General features: G+C 71.9%; 13 protein-coding genes. 5 read left to right on the forward strand and 8 right to left on the reverse strand.

Annotated elements, in window-relative coordinates; genetic code table 11:
* Positions 1-259: 259 nt before the first annotated feature.
* Both C1C97_RS06150 and C1C97_RS06155 read right to left on the reverse strand, forming a co-directional pair.
* Positions 260-1,138 carry a LysR family transcriptional regulator gene (locus tag C1C97_RS06150; protein WP_110920891.1) on the reverse strand — a complete coding sequence of 293 codons (879 nt, stop codon included), beginning with the start codon at positions 1,136-1,138 and terminating at the stop codon, positions 260-262.
* 14 nt (positions 1,139-1,152) lie between these two features.
* Complete coding sequence (locus tag C1C97_RS06155; RefSeq protein ID WP_110920889.1) at positions 1,153-2,862, reverse strand: long-chain-fatty-acid--CoA ligase; 1,710 nt, start codon at positions 2,860-2,862, stop codon at positions 1,153-1,155.
* 148 nt (positions 2,863-3,010) lie between these two features.
* Here C1C97_RS06155 and C1C97_RS06160 point away from each other — a divergent pair, with 148 nt between their 5' ends.
* The 5 genes from C1C97_RS06160 (at position 3,011) to C1C97_RS06180 (ending at position 8,021) form a co-directional block, all read left to right on the forward strand.
* Entirely contained in the window at positions 3,011-3,976 is a 966-nt protein-coding gene (locus C1C97_RS06160; RefSeq protein ID WP_121030672.1) for a hypothetical protein, read from the forward strand.
* A gap of 60 nt (positions 3,977-4,036) precedes the next feature.
* A complete protein-coding gene (locus C1C97_RS06165; RefSeq protein ID WP_110920710.1) occupies positions 4,037-4,753 on the forward strand; it encodes a response regulator transcription factor in 717 nt (238 codons plus the stop codon).
* Between the two features lie 19 nt (positions 4,754-4,772).
* Positions 4,773-6,080 carry a sensor histidine kinase gene (locus C1C97_RS06170; protein ID WP_233542781.1) on the forward strand — a complete coding sequence of 436 codons (1,308 nt, stop codon included), beginning with the start codon at positions 4,773-4,775 and terminating at the stop codon, positions 6,078-6,080.
* Entirely contained in the window at positions 6,077-7,102 is a 1,026-nt protein-coding gene (locus C1C97_RS06175) for a hypothetical protein (protein WP_110920709.1), read from the forward strand. Before C1C97_RS06170 ends, C1C97_RS06175 begins: the two co-directional genes overlap by 4 nt.
* Before the next feature lie 241 nt (positions 7,103-7,343).
* Positions 7,344-8,021 (forward strand): DNA-3-methyladenine glycosylase I, encoded by a 678-nt coding sequence (locus C1C97_RS06180; protein WP_110920708.1) that lies wholly within the window; start codon positions 7,344-7,346, stop codon positions 8,019-8,021.
* A 77-nt stretch (positions 8,022-8,098) separates the two neighbouring features.
* Here the strand turns inward: C1C97_RS06180 and C1C97_RS06185 are convergent, their stop codons facing one another.
* From C1C97_RS06185 to C1C97_RS06210, 6 genes are all read right to left on the reverse strand, one after another.
* Entirely contained in the window at positions 8,099-9,655 is a 1,557-nt protein-coding gene (locus C1C97_RS06185) for a dihydrolipoamide acetyltransferase family protein (RefSeq protein WP_110920707.1), read from the reverse strand.
* A 58-nt stretch (positions 9,656-9,713) separates the two neighbouring features.
* Positions 9,714-10,688, reverse strand: a complete 975-nt coding sequence (locus tag C1C97_RS06190; protein WP_110920706.1) for an alpha-ketoacid dehydrogenase subunit beta — start codon at positions 10,686-10,688, stop codon at positions 9,714-9,716.
* Positions 10,685-11,896, reverse strand: a complete 1,212-nt coding sequence (locus tag C1C97_RS06195; protein ID WP_121030674.1) for a thiamine pyrophosphate-dependent dehydrogenase E1 component subunit alpha — start codon at positions 11,894-11,896, stop codon at positions 10,685-10,687. Before C1C97_RS06195 ends, C1C97_RS06190 begins: the two co-directional genes overlap by 4 nt.
* A 66-nt stretch (positions 11,897-11,962) precedes the next feature.
* Entirely contained in the window at positions 11,963-13,123 is a 1,161-nt protein-coding gene (locus C1C97_RS06200) for a histidinol-phosphate transaminase (RefSeq protein ID WP_121030676.1), read from the reverse strand.
* A gap of 76 nt (positions 13,124-13,199) precedes the next feature.
* Positions 13,200-15,311 (reverse strand): alpha/beta hydrolase family protein, encoded by a 2,112-nt coding sequence (locus tag C1C97_RS06205; protein ID WP_407657261.1) that lies wholly within the window; start codon positions 15,309-15,311, stop codon positions 13,200-13,202.
* Positions 15,311-15,718 (reverse strand): hypothetical protein, encoded by a 408-nt coding sequence (locus C1C97_RS06210; protein ID WP_121030678.1) that lies wholly within the window; start codon positions 15,716-15,718, stop codon positions 15,311-15,313. Before C1C97_RS06210 ends, C1C97_RS06205 begins: the two co-directional genes overlap by 1 nt.
* Positions 15,719-15,867: the final 149 nt, after the last annotated feature.

A 15,867-nucleotide genomic window follows, 5' to 3' on the forward strand; every position in this document is an offset into this window, starting at 1 on the left:
CAACCGGGGGATCATCCGGGCGCGTATTTGGGGGGATGCGCCCGGGCCACTTCGGCCGACACCATCACTTTATGCGGCAACTCCATCGAGACGCAAGTAAACCGGCTGTCGATCCGAGAATCGCCCTCTGACCTAGGGCAATGGGGTCCCGCGTGATTCCCGCCATGACTTTTTCGTCACATTTCCGGCTGCCGCTGGTGACGTGCTTGTCCCCAGGGTGCACCACACGGGGGTTGGCGCCGCCATGGCATCGCTCACGTCACGGGCCCTCCATGACGTCCAGCACCAGGTGCAGGAAACTGCGCAGCAGGGCCGAGCGGTCGTTCCTGCGCCAGGCCACCGCCACGTCCACGCCCGGTGAGTCCTGCAGATCCACGTACACCACCCCGCTCAGCCGGAGGGCGCGGACGGATTCGGGGAGCACGGCGACTCCTCCTCCAGCCGCCACAAGCGAGAGCATCCCGGCGGTCTCGTGCGTGACCTGGCCGATCCGCATCCGGAAGCCCGATGCGCGGCACAGCTCGCTCACCGTCCGGGCGATCACGGACTCCGGCGGGTGGGACACGAATTGCTGATCCTGCAGCAGCCGTGCGGACACGGGCCCAGCGGCCAGGGAGCTGTCCCGGGGAACGGCCACCACCAGTTCCTCGCGGTGGACGAGTCGGTGCTCGATGTCCTGCGAGGCCACGGGCGGAGACAGGATAGCGGCATCCAGGGTGTGCTCACGCAGCCCCGCTTCCATGGCGGGGCCCGGCATCTCCCCGTGCAGCACGAGTGAGACCCCGGGCAGCTGCTCCTGGACCGCCCGCCCCAGCCGGGGCATGACACCGTAGGTGGCGGGCCCCGAGAATCCCACCCGCAGCACACCGGCCGCGCCGTTGCCCACCCGGTGGACGTCCGCCGTCAGCGTCTCGAGCTCGGTGACGATCCGCCGCCCGCGGTCCAGCAGCTCCTGGCCCGCGGGCGTGAGGTCCACCCGCCGCGTGGTCCGGTCCAGCAACCGGACGCCCAGCTCCTCCTCCAGCTGGCGGATCTGCTGGGACAGCGGCGGCTGGGCCATGTGCAGGCGCTCGGCCGCACGGCCGAAGTGCCGCTCCTCGGCCACCGCTATGAAATGGTTCAGCTGCCGCAGGTCCACGACCACCGCCCCTCTCAGGAGTCCAGGAGCTTCTTCTCCAGGATCTCCTCCTTGACCGCTCGGCGCAGCGTCTTCCCCAGCATCGTGCGGGGGAGGTCGTCCATCGCGACGATCCGCCGCGGCACCTTGTAGCGGGTCACCTTGTCGTAGCAGTGCTGCCGCAGGGCGGCCTCGTCCATGCTCGTGCCGGGCTCGAGCACCACCGCGGCCACGACGGTCTCGTTCCCGTCCGCGTTGGGAATGCCCACCACGGCCGCGTCCGCGACGCCGTCGTGCAGCTTCAGCGCGGTCTCCACCTCCGTGGGCGCCACGTTGAACCCGCCGGTGATGATGACCTCCTTGATCCGGTCCACCACGCGCAGGAAGCCGTCCTCGTCCACGGTGACGATGTCGCCGGAGCGCAGCCAGCCGTCCGCCGTGAAGAGCTTGGCGGTCTCCTCCGGGCGCTTCCAGTAGCCCTGCGTGGTCTGCGGACCCTTGACCAGCAGCTCGCCCTCCGCGTCCACCGGGACATCCTCCCCGGTCTCCGGATCCACCATGCGGACGTCCGTGCCCGGGAAGGGGATGCCGATCGAACCCGCGCGGCGGTGCTCGTTGAGCGGGTTGCAGGCCACGAGGGGCGAGCACTCCGTGAGTCCGTACCCCTCGATGAGCATGCCGCCCGTGGCATCCTCCCAGGTGGCGACCAGGGGAACCGGCAGGCTCATGGCCCCGGACACGGCCACGCGGATCCCCGAGAGGTCCTTGCCGGTCTCGGCGGCGGCGTCGAGCACCTTCTGGTAGACGGGCGGAACCGCGGGGAGCACCGTGGGCATGCTCTTCTTCATGGCCCGCAGGATGAGGTCCGCGCGCACGGTGGGGAACAGCACGAGCTTCGCCCCCAGGGACATGGCGAAGGTCAGCCCCAGGGTGAGGCCGAAGGCGTGGAACAGGGGGAGCACACCGTAGACCACCTCGTTGGAGGAGCTGTCCAGCCAGTGCTGGCCCATGAGCGCGTTGGACTCCAGGTTGCGGTGGCTCAGCATGGCGCCCTTGGGCCGGCCCGTGGTCCCGGAGGTGTACTGCAGCAGCGCGATGTCCGTGGCGGTGGGGCGCGGGTGGTCCGAGCGCACCGGGGCGGAGTCCAGCAGCGTCTTCCAGGCAATGGTGCCGGGCGCGGGCGCGGTGAGCTCCCTGCGCTGCTCGGCCAGCTTCCTGAGCGGCAGCCGCAGCCCCAGGCGCATCACCGGGGGCATGGCCGCGGTGATGTCCACGGCCACCACGTGCTCCACGGCCAGGTCCTCTGGCATCCCGGTGATCCGCGAGGCCACCTTGTCCCAGGCGATCACCACGCGGGCACCGTGGTCCTCGAACTGGTGCCGCAGCTCGGGAGTGGTGTACAGCGGGTTGTGCTCCACCACGATCGCCCCGAGCCGCAGGGCAGCGTAGAAGGCCACGATGTGCTGGGGGCAGTTGGGCAGCACGATCGCCACGCGGTCACCGGCCTGCACGCCCAGGATCCGCAGCCCCTCCGCCACGCGCTGCACCTGGTCCCCGAGCTGCGCGTAGCTCATCCCGGCCCCGAAGAACTCGACGGCGGTCTTCGCGCCGTGGCGGGCCACCGACTTCTCCAGCATGTGCACCAGGGAGGTCTCCGGCAGATCCAGGTCCCGGGGGACCCCGGGGTCGTAGCTCGCCGTCCAGGGTCGGGATGCCAGGAAGTCTCGGGAATTCACGTCAGCCATGACAGCGAGGTTACCCGCCGCGCTCCACCCGCCACGAGCGGTGTCCTCACCGCCTCCGGCGGCAGGCCCGGCTCGGTCCCGCCCCCGGCCGCGTCGGTAGACTTTGCGGGACCCGTCACCGGACTCCCCGCCGAATCGAGGCCCCGCCATGTCCCCCTCCTCCGCCCGTGACCCCTTCGGCGACGGCAACGCCCCCTGGACCGGGAGCTCCCCCGCACGTGCCGCCTCCGAGTCCGAGGACACCCGCCCCCTCCCCCGCCCGGAAACCGCCGGACGCGACGTCGCCTCCGCGGACACCGCCGCCATGCCCTCCGTCCCGGCCGACGACGCCGCCCGCAGCCTTCCCCCGCGGAGCTCGCCGCAGACCGGTCGCACCGGGGTGGCCTCCGGCAGGCTGCACCCGCGCGACCGGCGGGCGGAGCCCGCGGACCCCGTGGGCGACGACCACCTCACCAGCCCCCAGGACCGGATCACGGGGGAGGCCGCCTGGGACTCCATGCGCCCCGCCGTGCGCCCAGAGGCCGCCGGTGCGACGAGCCGCCCCACCGTGGAGTCCCTCCGGGCCCGGCAGCGGCAGCGGTTCGGCGGCCCGCAGCTGCTCCCCGGTCTCACGGGTCTGCTCGTGGCCATGGCCCTCGGCGGCTTGCTGCTGGGCGCCGCGGGCCTCGTCGGTGACCAGTTCGGCGTGGACACCACCCGCAGCGCGGGGGACTCCCTTGCCCGCGCGTGGAGCCGACCGGACGACGCCCGGCTGTGGAGCGGCGTCGGCGTGCTGGGCGCGGTGGAGTTCCTCTCGCTGCTCGCGGGTGGCTACGCGGCGGGCCGCGCGGCTCGCTTCTCGGGTGTCGCCCAGGGAGTGGGCGTGTGGCTGTGGTCGCTGCTCGCCCGGGCGGTGGCCTCCGCGGGGGTGGCGCTGTGGGCCGGCGCCCAGGGGTGGGGCGGTTCGCGCTGGGTGGTGCAGGAGTTCCTCGGCGGCAACCAGGGCATCGGGGCCGTGGCACTCGCCGGGGCGCTGGTCCTGGGCCTGCTGGGCGCGGTCCTCGGCGGGGCCTGGGGGATGCGCTACCACCGTAAAGTGGACGCCTGGACCATTTCGAATGCAATGAACCAGTAGACTTTCGTACCGTCGGGAGCCTGGGCTGGGCTTCCACAGGGGAGTACGGAGGAAACAGCTATGCCTTCAACACTCGTCGCGGTCGTCGACGATCATGAAGTGGTCCGCGAGGGTGTCCGCCTGGTGTCCATGACCTCGCTGGCGGACGTCAAACTCGTGGGATCGTCCGATTCCGTGACCACGCTGCTGGACCAGCTGGGACGGGACCCGGAAAATCCCGCGCTCACGGCGCAGGGTGCGAAGCGCATCGAGTGCGACGTGGTCCTGCTGGACCTGTCGCTGGCGGACAAGTCGCGCCCGGCGAGCAACGTGGAGCGCCTGCGCAGCGCGGGCATGAAGGTCCTGATCTTCAGCATCGGGGAGAACGCCGGTCTCATCCGCGAGGCCCTGCGTGCGGGGGCACTGGGGCTGGTCCGCAAGTCGGACCCCCTCGAGCACGCCATCGAGGAGGCGCGCGCCATCGCGGACGGCAAACCCGTGATCACCAAGGAGCTGGCCGCGGCCATCGACGGCGACGTGGAGTTCTCCCGGGCCGCGCTGTCCCCGCGCGAGCGGGAGACGCTGCGGCTGTACGCCTCCGGGTTCGCCCAGGTGCAGGTGGCCCGGCGCATGGGCATCAAGCAGTCCGCGGTGAAGACGAACATCGACCGCATCCGCGAGAAGTACGCGCGCATCGGCCGCCCCGCACCCACCAAGATCGATCTGCGGATCCGTGCCATCGAGGACGGTCTGGTGGATCCCGAGGACGACGTCACGAGCGCCGAGAAGAAGCTGTGATCCCCACCCCGGACATCCCGTGACCTCCCTCCGCACGGTGGCGGGCAGCAGGGCCCGCTCCTACCGCAGGGTCAGCACCCAGCTGCGGTGGAAGCGGTTCTTCGCCACCACCGCGCCGGGTGAGCTGGGCGTCTACACCTACCGTGCCCACTGGCTCGCCATGATCGGCTTCGGCGTGTTCGGGGTGACCCACATGATCGAGGTGCTGCCCATCTTCACCCAGCAGCAGTCCTCGCTGCACGGCTGGTACTCGCTCTTCCTGATGGCGCTCGGGGTACTGACCGGGTGCACGCTCTACTACGGGCTGCGGCACTCCGTGCGGCCCTGGGTGTTCTTCGCCTTCACCACGGTGGTGGGCGCCGCCATCCTGGCCCTGCCCGCGGCGTGGACGGGGGGATCGCTGCCCCAGAATCCGTGGATCTCCGGATTCATCATCCTCGCGGTGGCAGCGGCCGCCGTGCTGTGGAGTCCCGCGGTGGCCGTCCTGTACATGGCCTCGATCGAGGTGGTCTACGCCGTGGTGGCCAGCCAGGTGATCACCACGGCGCCCCGGGCGGAATCGTGGGTGGCCGCGGGCCTGTCCCGCGTCGTGTTCAGTCTGATGCTCGTCATGATCCTCACGGTGGGCAAACGCGGCGTGAAGCGCATGGACCTCAACTACGCCGAGGCACTGTCCGAGACACTCGCCATGCGCCGCAGCCGCTCCGAGACCGAGGACCAGGAACGGATCGACCGGCTGATCCACGACAACGTCATGGCGGCGCTGCTGGACGCCTCACGCAGCCAGGGCGTGCTGCACAGGCGGACCCGGCAGCTGGCGGCCCGGGCGCTGGACGTGCTCGCAGAGGAGTCCAGCCGTTCCACGGCCGCGCACACCGTGATGGTGCACGACCTGATGGACGAGCTCATGGACGCCCTGGCGCCGTGGCGCACCCGCGTCCGGTTCACCAACCTCCGCGCCCCCGTCCGCCCGGTGGGGGAACCGCGCGTGTTCGTCCCCGCCTACGTGGCCCACGGACTGACCCAGGCCGTGAGCGAAGCCGTGGCCAACAGCGCCCGCCACTCCGGCAGCGAGATCACCATCGTCTCCATGGAGGGGGACGTGTGCCCGCCCAGCCCGATCAACCCCGAGGGCTTCTACCTGCGGTTCACCATCCGTGACGACGGCCGGGGCTTCAACTACCACGACGTCCCCAACCGTCGGCTCGGCGTGCGCGTCTCGATCATGGAGAACCTGGACTCGATCGGCGGGCGCGTAGTGCTCGACACCGCCCCGGGACGCGGCACCACCGTGAGCCTGATCTGGCCCGGGGACGTCCGGGTGTGAGCGGGGCAGAGCGGGCGGTCTTCGCCCACCGTTTCATGGGGCTCTTCGTCCTCGCGGCCTTCGCGGCACCCTTCTTCGAAGCTCCGGAGTACCTCGACGCAACGGAGCGCACCCGTGAGATGGCGGTCTCCATGACCGCCTACGTTCTTGCCGGGCTGATCGTGGCGCTCCCCCGGTGGGACGGCCGCCGCTTCCCCGCGGTCCCCACAGCCCTGGTCACCGTGCTGTTCCTGGTGGCGGCGCAGCAGGGGTACGCGACAACCCCGCCCACCCCGGACGCCGGGCAGTCGCCCTGGTTCCACCTGGGTTTCATCGCAATGCTGTTCGCCCTGGGGATGCGGCGCCGCCCGGGCTGGGCCTTCGCCGTCTGGCTGGGAGTGACCGCGCTCTCGGTCCTGCGGTGGCCGGTGGTCAACGGCACGATCATTCCCGTGGAGACATATCACGTGGTCGGCGTGGCCGTGATGATCACTACCTGGATGGTCGAGCGGCAGTACGACTTCTTCCTCCGCCGCAGTGAGGAAACCCAGCGGATCCTCGACAACGCCCGCGCCCGAGACGAGGCGGAGAAGGACATGCGGCACGCGTCGAGCCGCCGGGTGGACGAGGTCCGGCGGCTCGCGGGCGGGCTGCTCGAGCAGATCGCCCACGACTCCGCCGAGGTCACCGACTACGACGTGCAGCAGTTCCGGCTCACGGAGGCCCAGCTGCGGGACAGCATCCGCGGCCGTTCCATCGCCACGCCCCACGTCCTGGAACTCACCCGGGCCGCGCGCGCCCGCGGTGTGGCCGTGGACATCCTCGACGAGCGCGGCAGCACCCCCTCCCCCGAGGTGCTGCAGTCCACCGCGCAGCAGCTGGCCGAGATCCTCTCCGGGGTGCAGTCGGGGGTGGTCACGGTGCGCGCGCTGCCCCCGGGGGATCCCGCGGCGGTGTTCATCGTGTACGACTCGCAGAACCCGGACGACGACCCCGTGGCCGTGGAGATCGCGGACGTCACGGGGGTCGCCTCCGTCTTCTGAGGTGGCTGCGCCCGCACCGGGGCCCGGAGCGCTCCCCCGCGCGTGCCCGAGACTGCTCGTCGAAGCGCAACGCGAGCGCGGCGGCACCGGCGCTTCCCGCGCGTGCTCATGAGTGCACGACGACCTCCCACCGCGGCGAGCGAACTGCACAGCTCACGCCGAACGACAGGGGCCGTGGATCTCGTCCCCGGGTGCGCACGGTGGCCGTTCCCCCGAGGTGCGACCGTTCTAGCGTGCCCGTATGACGACGACCCCACCCGTGCGCGACGCCGCGCCGCCGACCGCTGCCGAGCAACCCGTCCCCGAAGCGCAGAGGACCACCCCGCGCGACGCCTTCCGCGCCGTCCACTGCGGTGACGGACTCGTCAGGTGTCCCTGGGCCCTCGGCTCGGCAGGCGCCCTGGCGGATCACGACACGGACTGGGGGACACCTCCCGCCGACGCCCACGAGCACTTCGCGGCCCTCACGCTGGAACTCGTGGACTCGGGACTGGCGCGGTGGTCCCAGTCCGCCCGCCACGGATCCTGGTACCTCCACATGGCCGAGCTGCGCCCGGAACGGCTGGCCCTGTTCGACGACGACGACGTCGAGGACCTGCTGGTCAATGCCGAGCTGATCCGCAACCGGGCCAAGATCGAGGCCGTGATCCACAATGCACGGGTCTGCCGGCAGTGGGACGTGCCGCAGTGGCTCCGCGTGTTCGAGGAGGCCGAGGTACCACCCACGGCGGAGCCGCCGGGCAACGCCCTGGACCTGCCGGACAGCACCGCGGCGTCCCGCAGGCTGTCGCAGGTGCTGAGGTCCCGGGGCATCGTGCTCGTGGGGCCCGTGAGCGCGCAGCGGTGGCTGCAGCGTATCGGCCGAGCCCCCGGGCACGTGGCCGGATGCCATCGCCTCCCCGCCGCAGCCCCCGCCTGAGCAGCCGGCCCGCCGAATGTGGGACTCCGTTCGAGCAGGTGCCGCGGGCCGGCCTGTCGGCGGGGGCGGCCCCCGGATCACTCCAGCAGCAGCGCCGGCTCCTCCAGGATGCGGGCCACGTCCGCCATGAAGTGGGCGGCGAGCTCACCGTCCACCACGCGGTGGTCGAACGAGCCGGCCAGGGTGGTGATCCAGCGGGGCACCACCTCACCGGCCACGACCCATGGTTTCTGCTTGACGTTGCCGAACGCCACGATGGCCGACTCACCCGGGTTGATGATGGGTGTCCCGAAGTCCGCCCCCAGCACGCCGATGTTGGTGATGGACAGGGTGCCGCCCTGCATGTCCGCCGGCTGCGTGCGCCCCGCGCGAGCCGTCTGCGTCAGCTCCTGCAGCGCCTCGGCCAGCTCGCGCAGGCCGAGGTCCTGGGCGTCCTTGATGTTGGGCACCAGCAGACCCCTGGGTGTCGCGGCGGCGATGCCCAGGTTCATGAAGTGCTTGACGATGATCTCGGAGTCCGTCCACGTGGCGTTGACCTGCGGGTTGCGCTGCGCGGCCCAGATCACCGCCTTGGCCACGATCAGCAGGGGCGAGATCTTCACGCCCTCCATGGACGGGGACTTCTTCAACCGCTGGACGAACTCCATGGTCCGGGTGGCATCCACCTCCACGAATATCGAGACGTGTGGTGCGGTGAAGGCGGACCTCACCATGTTCTGCGCCGTGGCCTTGCGGACACCCTTCACACGTAACCGCTCCACGCGCTCGTCCGCCGGGCGGCCCGCAGAGGACGACGCCGTGGCCGTGCCTCCGCTGCCCCCTCCCAGGCGCTCGGCGTGCGCGAGCAGATCGCGCTTGGTGACCTGACCGCCGTCGCCCGTGGCACGCACGTCCGCGAGGTCGATGCCCAGTTCCCTGGCGGCCTTGCGCACCGGGGGCTTGGCCAGGCCCGGGCGCCGGGGAACGGCGTCGACCGCGGGCTGCTCCGTCACGGTGTCCTCGAGGGAGCGCAGCAGAGTGCCCCCGCGTTCCCGGATCTTCCCCGCCCGCTCCGCGAGATCGGCGGCGGCACCGCCCAGACCCGTCCTGGACAGCCGTCCGGCCAGGCCCTGCCGGCGCGGAGGTGTGTCGTGGGACGGCTCGTCCGCCTCGCCGTCCGGGCCCTCCAGGCCCTGGGGCGTGTCCGCGTCCGTGCGCATCCCCACGCGGGAGCGGCGCCGACGTCGCACGGGGTCCGCCTTCGGGCCGGAACCCACGAGGGCCTTGCCCTGGGACGAATCGGCCCCCTCGCCGGACCCCGCGGCACCGCTCTCCCCGGCCTCGGGCTCACCTGTGAGCCCGTTCTCCGGCACGGACCCGGCATAGCCCGGAACGGTGGCGTCGGGCGGAGCGTCACTGCCCGAGCCGACGGTGATGATGGGGGTGCCCACGTCCACGGTGTCGCCCTCGGCCACCATGATCTCCTGGACCGTTCCCTCGAACGGGGACGGCAGCTCCACCACGGACTTCGCGGTCTCGATCTCCACGAGCACCTGGTTGACGGTTACGGTGTCCCCGACGGACACCTTCCAAGCCAGGATGTCGGCCTCGGTCAGTCCTTCGCCCACATCGGGCAGTGTGAAAACCTGTGACATCAGTTCTCCCTCCTGGGGAGCCGCCTCCGCACACGAAGACAGCGACGGTGTGAGTGCTCTAGTAGGCGAAGGAACGGTCGAGCGCCTCGAGCACTCTGTCCAGATCCGGGATGTAGTGGTCCTCCACGGCGGCGGGAGGGTACGGCAGGTGGTAGGCGCCCACGCGCAGCACGGGAGCCTCGAGCGAGTAGAACGCCCGCTCGGTGACCCGCGCCGCGATCTCACCCCCCAGACCGCCGAAAGTGGGGGCTTCGTGGGCGATCACCAGGCGACCGGTCCTGCGCACTGACGCGGTGACCGTGTCGAAGTCGATGGGCGAGAGGCTGCGCAGGTCGATGACCTCCACGCTGCGCCCGTCCTCCTCCGCAGCCTTGGCCGCGGCGAGTGCCACGGGGACCATGGGGCCCCACGCCACCACGGTCGCGTCCGTGCCCTCGTGGATCACGGCCGCGGCGAAGGGATCACCGGGAGAGTTCTCCTCGTCCACCTCACCCTTGAGCCAGTAGCGCCGTTTGGGTTCGAAGATGATGACGGGATCGTCGCACGCAATGGCCTGCTGCTCCATCCAGTAGGCGTCCTGCGCGTTCGAGGGTGTCAGGATGCGCAGCCCGGCGGTGTGGGCGAACAGTGCCTCGGGGGACTCCGAGTGGTGCTCCACCGATCCGATCACGCCGCCGTAGGGGATGCGGATGGTCATGGGCACCGAGAGCCTGCCCTCGGTGCGCGCCCGGAGCTTGGCCACCTGCGTGGTGATCTGGTTGAACGCCGGGAAGGTGAACCCGTCGAACTGGATCTCGCACACGGGCCGGTAGCCGCGGACCGCGAGGCCCACCGCTGTGCCCACGATGCCCGCTTCCCCGAGCGGCGTGTCCAGGACGCGGTGCGCGCCGAAGCGGGCCTTGAGGCCCTCGGTGACGCGGTACACGCCCCCCAGGGATCCGATGTCCTCGCCGAGGAGCATGACCTTGGGGTTCTCCTCCATGGCCCGGGCGAGCCCGGCGGTGATGGCTTTGGCTACGGTCAGCTTGCTCACGCGCCGACTCCTTCCGAGTCAGAATCCTGCGAATCGTCCTGGGCGACGAAGCCTGCCTGGTAGTCCAGGTACTCCGCACGCTCGGCGGCCACGAGCGAGTGCGGCTCGGCGTACACGCCGTCGAAGCGGTCCACGAACTCGGGGGGCGACATGGCGAGGACATCCGCGCGCATCTGGCGGGCCACGGCGTCGTTCTCCGCGGCGACGGTGTCGAAGAACGCCTGGTCCACGCAGTGCACGGTGCGCAGGTGGACCCGTAGCCGCTCGATGGGATCGAGGTGACCCCACTGGTCCTCCTCCTCCCGTTCGCGGTACTTGGTGGGATCGTCCGCGGTGGTGTGGGCGCCCATGCGGTAAGTCTCCGCCTCGATCAGCACCGGGCCCTCGCCCCGGCGCAGCTTCTCCAGTGCGTAGCGCGTGGCCGCGACCACCCCGAGGATGTCGTTGCCGTCCACCCGCAGTCCCTCGAAGCCGTAGCCGGCGGCTCGCGTGGCCAGCGGCACGCGCGACTGCGTGGCGAACGGGACGGAGATGGCCCACTGGTTGTTCTGGATGAAGAACAGTACGGGAGCGTCGTAGGACGCCGCGAAGACCATGGCCTCGTGGACCTCGCCCTCGGTGCTGGCGCCGTCGCCGAAGTACGCGATGACCGCCTCGGGATCGCCGTCCAGCGGGGAGCCGGAGTCCTCGGCGGCCTTGCGGTCGAGGGACGCGCCCATGGCGTAGCCCACCGCGTGCAGCGTCTGCGAGCCGAGCACCACCGTGTAGGGGTTGAGGTTGTACTGCTCCGGATCCCACCCGCCCGCGCTCAGGCCCCGGAAGTAGCGCATGAGCTCAGCGGGGGGAACGCCCCGCTCGAAGGCCACCGCGTGCTCACGGTAGGACGGGTAGATCCGGTCGGAGGGGTGGGTGGGCCACACGGAGCCCACCTGCGCGGCCTCCTGACCCCGGAGGGGGACCCACAGCACCAGCTGGCCCTGCCGCTGCAGGGAGGTGCCCTCCTCGTCCACGCGGCGCGCGAGGGTCATGGAGCGGTACAGGTGCTGCAGCTCCTCGACCGTGATGTCCGCGGCGTAGGGGGACAGCAGCGGGTCCTCGGCGACGACGCCCTGCTCGTCCAGGAGTTGATGGCGGGTCAGCGTGCTGGGCACGGCTCCCGCGTGACTTCGTGATTCCATGGTCGATCTCGGTCCTTCCACTGACTTCATGACCGGAGGATCGCCCCGGTCATGTCGAGCCTTGCGAACGAAGAGTTCTCGGTGCGCGTCTTGCGCTCAGCCCTGCCGGGTCATCGGCATGGTGCTGGGGTGCGGGAAGGTCGCGCAGAGTTCCAGGAATCGGGAGTTCGCCTCGGGTTCACCGAAGCTAACACGGACTCCTTCGGAAGTGAAACACCTCACAGACAGGGCGTGCTCGTCGCACAGCCGCGCGAACGCCTCACTGCGCTCACCCAGTGGCAGCCACACGAAGTTCGCCTGGGTCTCGGGGTGCTGCCACCCCAGTTCGTGCAGCCCGCGCAGCACCCGGACCCGTTCGTCCACCACGCGCTGCACCCGCTCCGCCACCTGCTCGATGTTCTCGACGGACGCCACGGCAGCCCGCTGGGCGACCTCCGTGACCGCGAAGGCCGGGGCGCTCTGGCGCAGGTACCGGGTGACGTCCTGCTGGGCCACGGTGTAGCCCACCCGCAGACCCGCGAGCCCGTGGGCCTTGGAGAACGTCCGCAGGGAGACCACGTTCGGGAAGTCCCGGTACAGCTCGAGGCCGTCGACGAGGCCCTCGGTGCGCTGGAACTCCCAGTACGCCTCGTCCACCACGACCACCACGTCCGAGGGAACCCTGGCCAGGAAGGCGCGGACGGCGTCGTCGCGCAGGCTGGGGCCCGTGGGGTTGTTGGGGGTGCACAGCAGGATCACCCGCGTGCGCTCCGTGACGGCTGCCGCCATGGCGTCCAGGTCGTGGGACCCGTCCGGCAGGTTGGGCACGTGGACGCTGAGCGCCCCGGCCAGACCCACCGAGATGGGGTAGGCCTCGAAGGACCGCCACGAGTACACGACCTCGTCGGGACGGCCGTCCGCACCGGTGCCCGCGAACGCGGCCAGGAGCTGGTTCAGTGCCCCCAGGCTGCCGGCGCCGGCCACGACGTCCTCGGCAGGGACCCCGAGGTGTCCCGAGAGGGCCTCGCGCAGGGCCGTGGCAGCGGGGTCCGGGTAGCGGTGGTAGCCGTCGAAGGACGCGAGGGCTTCCCGCACGGCGGGCACCGCGCCGAAGGGGTTCTCGTTGGACGCCAGTTTGTAGGCCACCAGGCCGGGGATCTCGGAAGCGGGTTTGCCGGCCGCGTAGACGGGGAGCGCGGCGAGCGCCGCGCGCGGCGTGACGCGCCTGACCTCCCGCGGGTGCTGCGGTGGTTCCGGGGATGGCGTGGGGGTATCCATGCTCGTCATGCTAACGCGGGGGCCTGTGCGGGTGGGCGGGCCCGAACGGCACCGCGCGGTCACCGCGGCGGGCGGATCAGTGCTCCTCCCTGCCCTCGTAGACATAGCTCTCCGTGCGCACCCCCGAACCGTGCGGGATCACGTCGGCCAACCGCCGTTCGTGGGCCTCCACCGCCGGGTGGTGGGCGGCGGAGATCCCCTGGGCGCCCACGGTGTACACGTACATGTCGTGCGCCGCGACCCCGGTCCGCCCGCCCGCCCAGTCCAGCGCCCCCTCGTACGGCGTGTTCACCCGGACCGTGGAGCGGTGGCCGGAGTCCGGGTTGGGCACCCCGTCCAGGGTGGGGACCACGTCGTCCACGTGCTCCACCGCCATCACGGAGGTGCCCTCGGGGATCGCGAAGTCCCCGACCGGCGCCCCGAAAGTGGTCACCGCCGCCACGTCGTAGCGCGCCCGGAACTCGTGGTTCGCCGCGAGCCCGGCGGCGTCGATCCCGCCCAGGCTGTGCCCGGTGAGCACCACGGTGTCCCCGGGGCGGATGCCCGCGTCCTGCAGCGCCTGGACGGCCATGCGCTGGGCCTGCGGCAGCTCGGTGAGAGCGGCACCGGGAGACGCCGTCATCCCGTGCCCGATGCCCTTGAGGTCGTGCACGCCGGAGCCGTCCACCCACTTCTCGGTTCCGGTGAGCACCACGGAGTACGCCGCCCGGCCGTCCGCGCCCGTGGCCTTCTGCACCAGCACGGTGCTGTTCTCCACGGGTTCACCGTCCCCGCCCGTTCCCGAGACGATGTTCTTGGCGTCCTTGAGCGCCGCGGCCGTGCCCGCCACCGTGACGGGAACCGCGCCGGTGTACTGCACACCGGCCGGCAGCGGCCGCTGCGTCAGGGGCGTCATGTGGTGTTCGCCCGCGGTGCGCGGGGTGACACCCGTGAAGACCTCCCGGCGTGCGGGATGCAGTGCCCGCGGGGCCACGAGCGGGCGGAGGAGCCCCTCGAGCTTCTTCCCCGGCTGCTCGGCGGCGCTCAGCCGCCGCCCGGAGCGGTACAGCGCACAGACCCCCGCCGTGGCAGGGGATGCCAGCATCATGGCCGCCACCGCGGGCTCCAGCGCGGACACCGTGGCGGGGTCCGCGTTGGATCCCGCTCCGGCCGCGCCGCCGCGCTCCGCCGGCCGGCCGGCCGCGGTGAGCAGGTTCACCGCGAACCCCCTCAGGTACTGACCGAGTGTCATGGCCCCGGCGGCCGACGTCGCCGCGGCGCCTCCCGCGTCCGCACCGGTCCCCGGGGTCCGTCCTGCGGCGTCGGACCGCCGTTCCCCACCCGTCCGCGGGCCGCCCACCGCCGGACCGGCCGCGCCCGAGGCACCCGGGTGCGCACCGACGGGTCCCGGGACCGGGACCTGCAGCAGCCCGTCCAGGAGGTCGTCGAGCCCGGGGCCGCGGATCACGGCGTCGCTGCCGTGGGGGCCGCCGCCCCGGACGATCAGCCCCAAGGCCGAGAGCCGCACCCGTTCCCGGAACGCCTCCGGGGAGTCGATGTCGGCGCGCGTGAGGGCCACCTCGATGTCCTCAGCGGTGCGCGTGAGCTCCCGCACGAAGGAGCGGTTCACGTTCCCCAGAGGGGTGTTCAGCACCGCGTCCGTGAACGAGCCCGTGAGCGCCCACTCGGTCACCTCGTACCGCCGGCGGACCCACAGCAGCCGGGTGGCAGTCAGGGCGACGTCCGCCGCGCGCTCGAGCAGGCCCGCCACAAGGGTCTCCGACAGTGCGGCCGCGTCCCCGAGCAGGGGTGCGCCGGTGAGTGCCCAGAGCTCCAGCTCCGCGGCGATCGGCATCAGGCCGGACGCGGTGTCACCGAGGTCGCAGGCCGCACGGGCGAGGTCCCCGGAGGTGGCCTGCAACGCGTCCCCGTCGAACGTGACATGCCCCCCGGCGGCTCCGCGACCCGCACCGCCCTGGACCGTCATGCTCTGCCGGGCGGCTTCGGCGGCGCCCGCCACCTCCGCCACGGAGGTGAAGCCCTCCGCCGCGGGTCGCTGCTGCGCCGCTGCGCCGAACAGCTCCGCCTGCAGGTTCTCCGCCGGGCCGTGGACCTCCGTGACCCCGGTGCCCATGGCCGGGCGCGGCGCGTGCCCGGTGGCCGGAGTGGGGTCGTGGACGGCGCGGACGCCGGCGCCCACGGCGACCATCACCGGGCCCCGGGGCTCGGGAGCGCCCCCGGCAGACCGGGACCCACGACTGCTGCGAGCACCGCGAGCAGCGGCCCACCGAGATCGGCCGCCGTCTCCGACGCCCCGATCCGCTCGGCGAGCGCATCGGCCGCCCAGCGCACGGACCGTGCGAGTTCCCGGCACCGTTCGACGTCCTCCCCCAGGTCGTGCTCGTGGCGTTCCACGCGCGCCCGGAAGGACCGGGCACCGGGGCCGGTCCAGCCGCCGTGCGCCTGCCCGAGCCCACCGACCGTGCCGCGGAGCGTGTTGAGGTGCTCCGCGGCGGCGTCGCAGCGCCGGGCGAGTGCCGTGAGGTGCTCGTGCACCAGTGCGCTCGCGATCCCGGGGTGCATCCCGTGCGCCGCGGCGCCCGCCGTGGGTGCCATGTCCGTGTCCTCTCCGCGCGTCGTGGGTCCCGGGCGAGAGCCCTGGGTGGCGGGCGGTGAGCCCGGCGCGCGGACCCAGGCTAGGCAACCGGGGCACCCGGTCCGGGCCGCCGCAGGGTGCTGTGGAGACGGGGCGGGAGGGTGGCGGG

The organism is Kocuria tytonis (assembly GCF_003226895.2).
In the GTDB taxonomy this organism is placed as follows: domain Bacteria; phylum Actinomycetota; class Actinomycetes; order Actinomycetales; family Micrococcaceae; genus Kocuria; species Kocuria tytonis.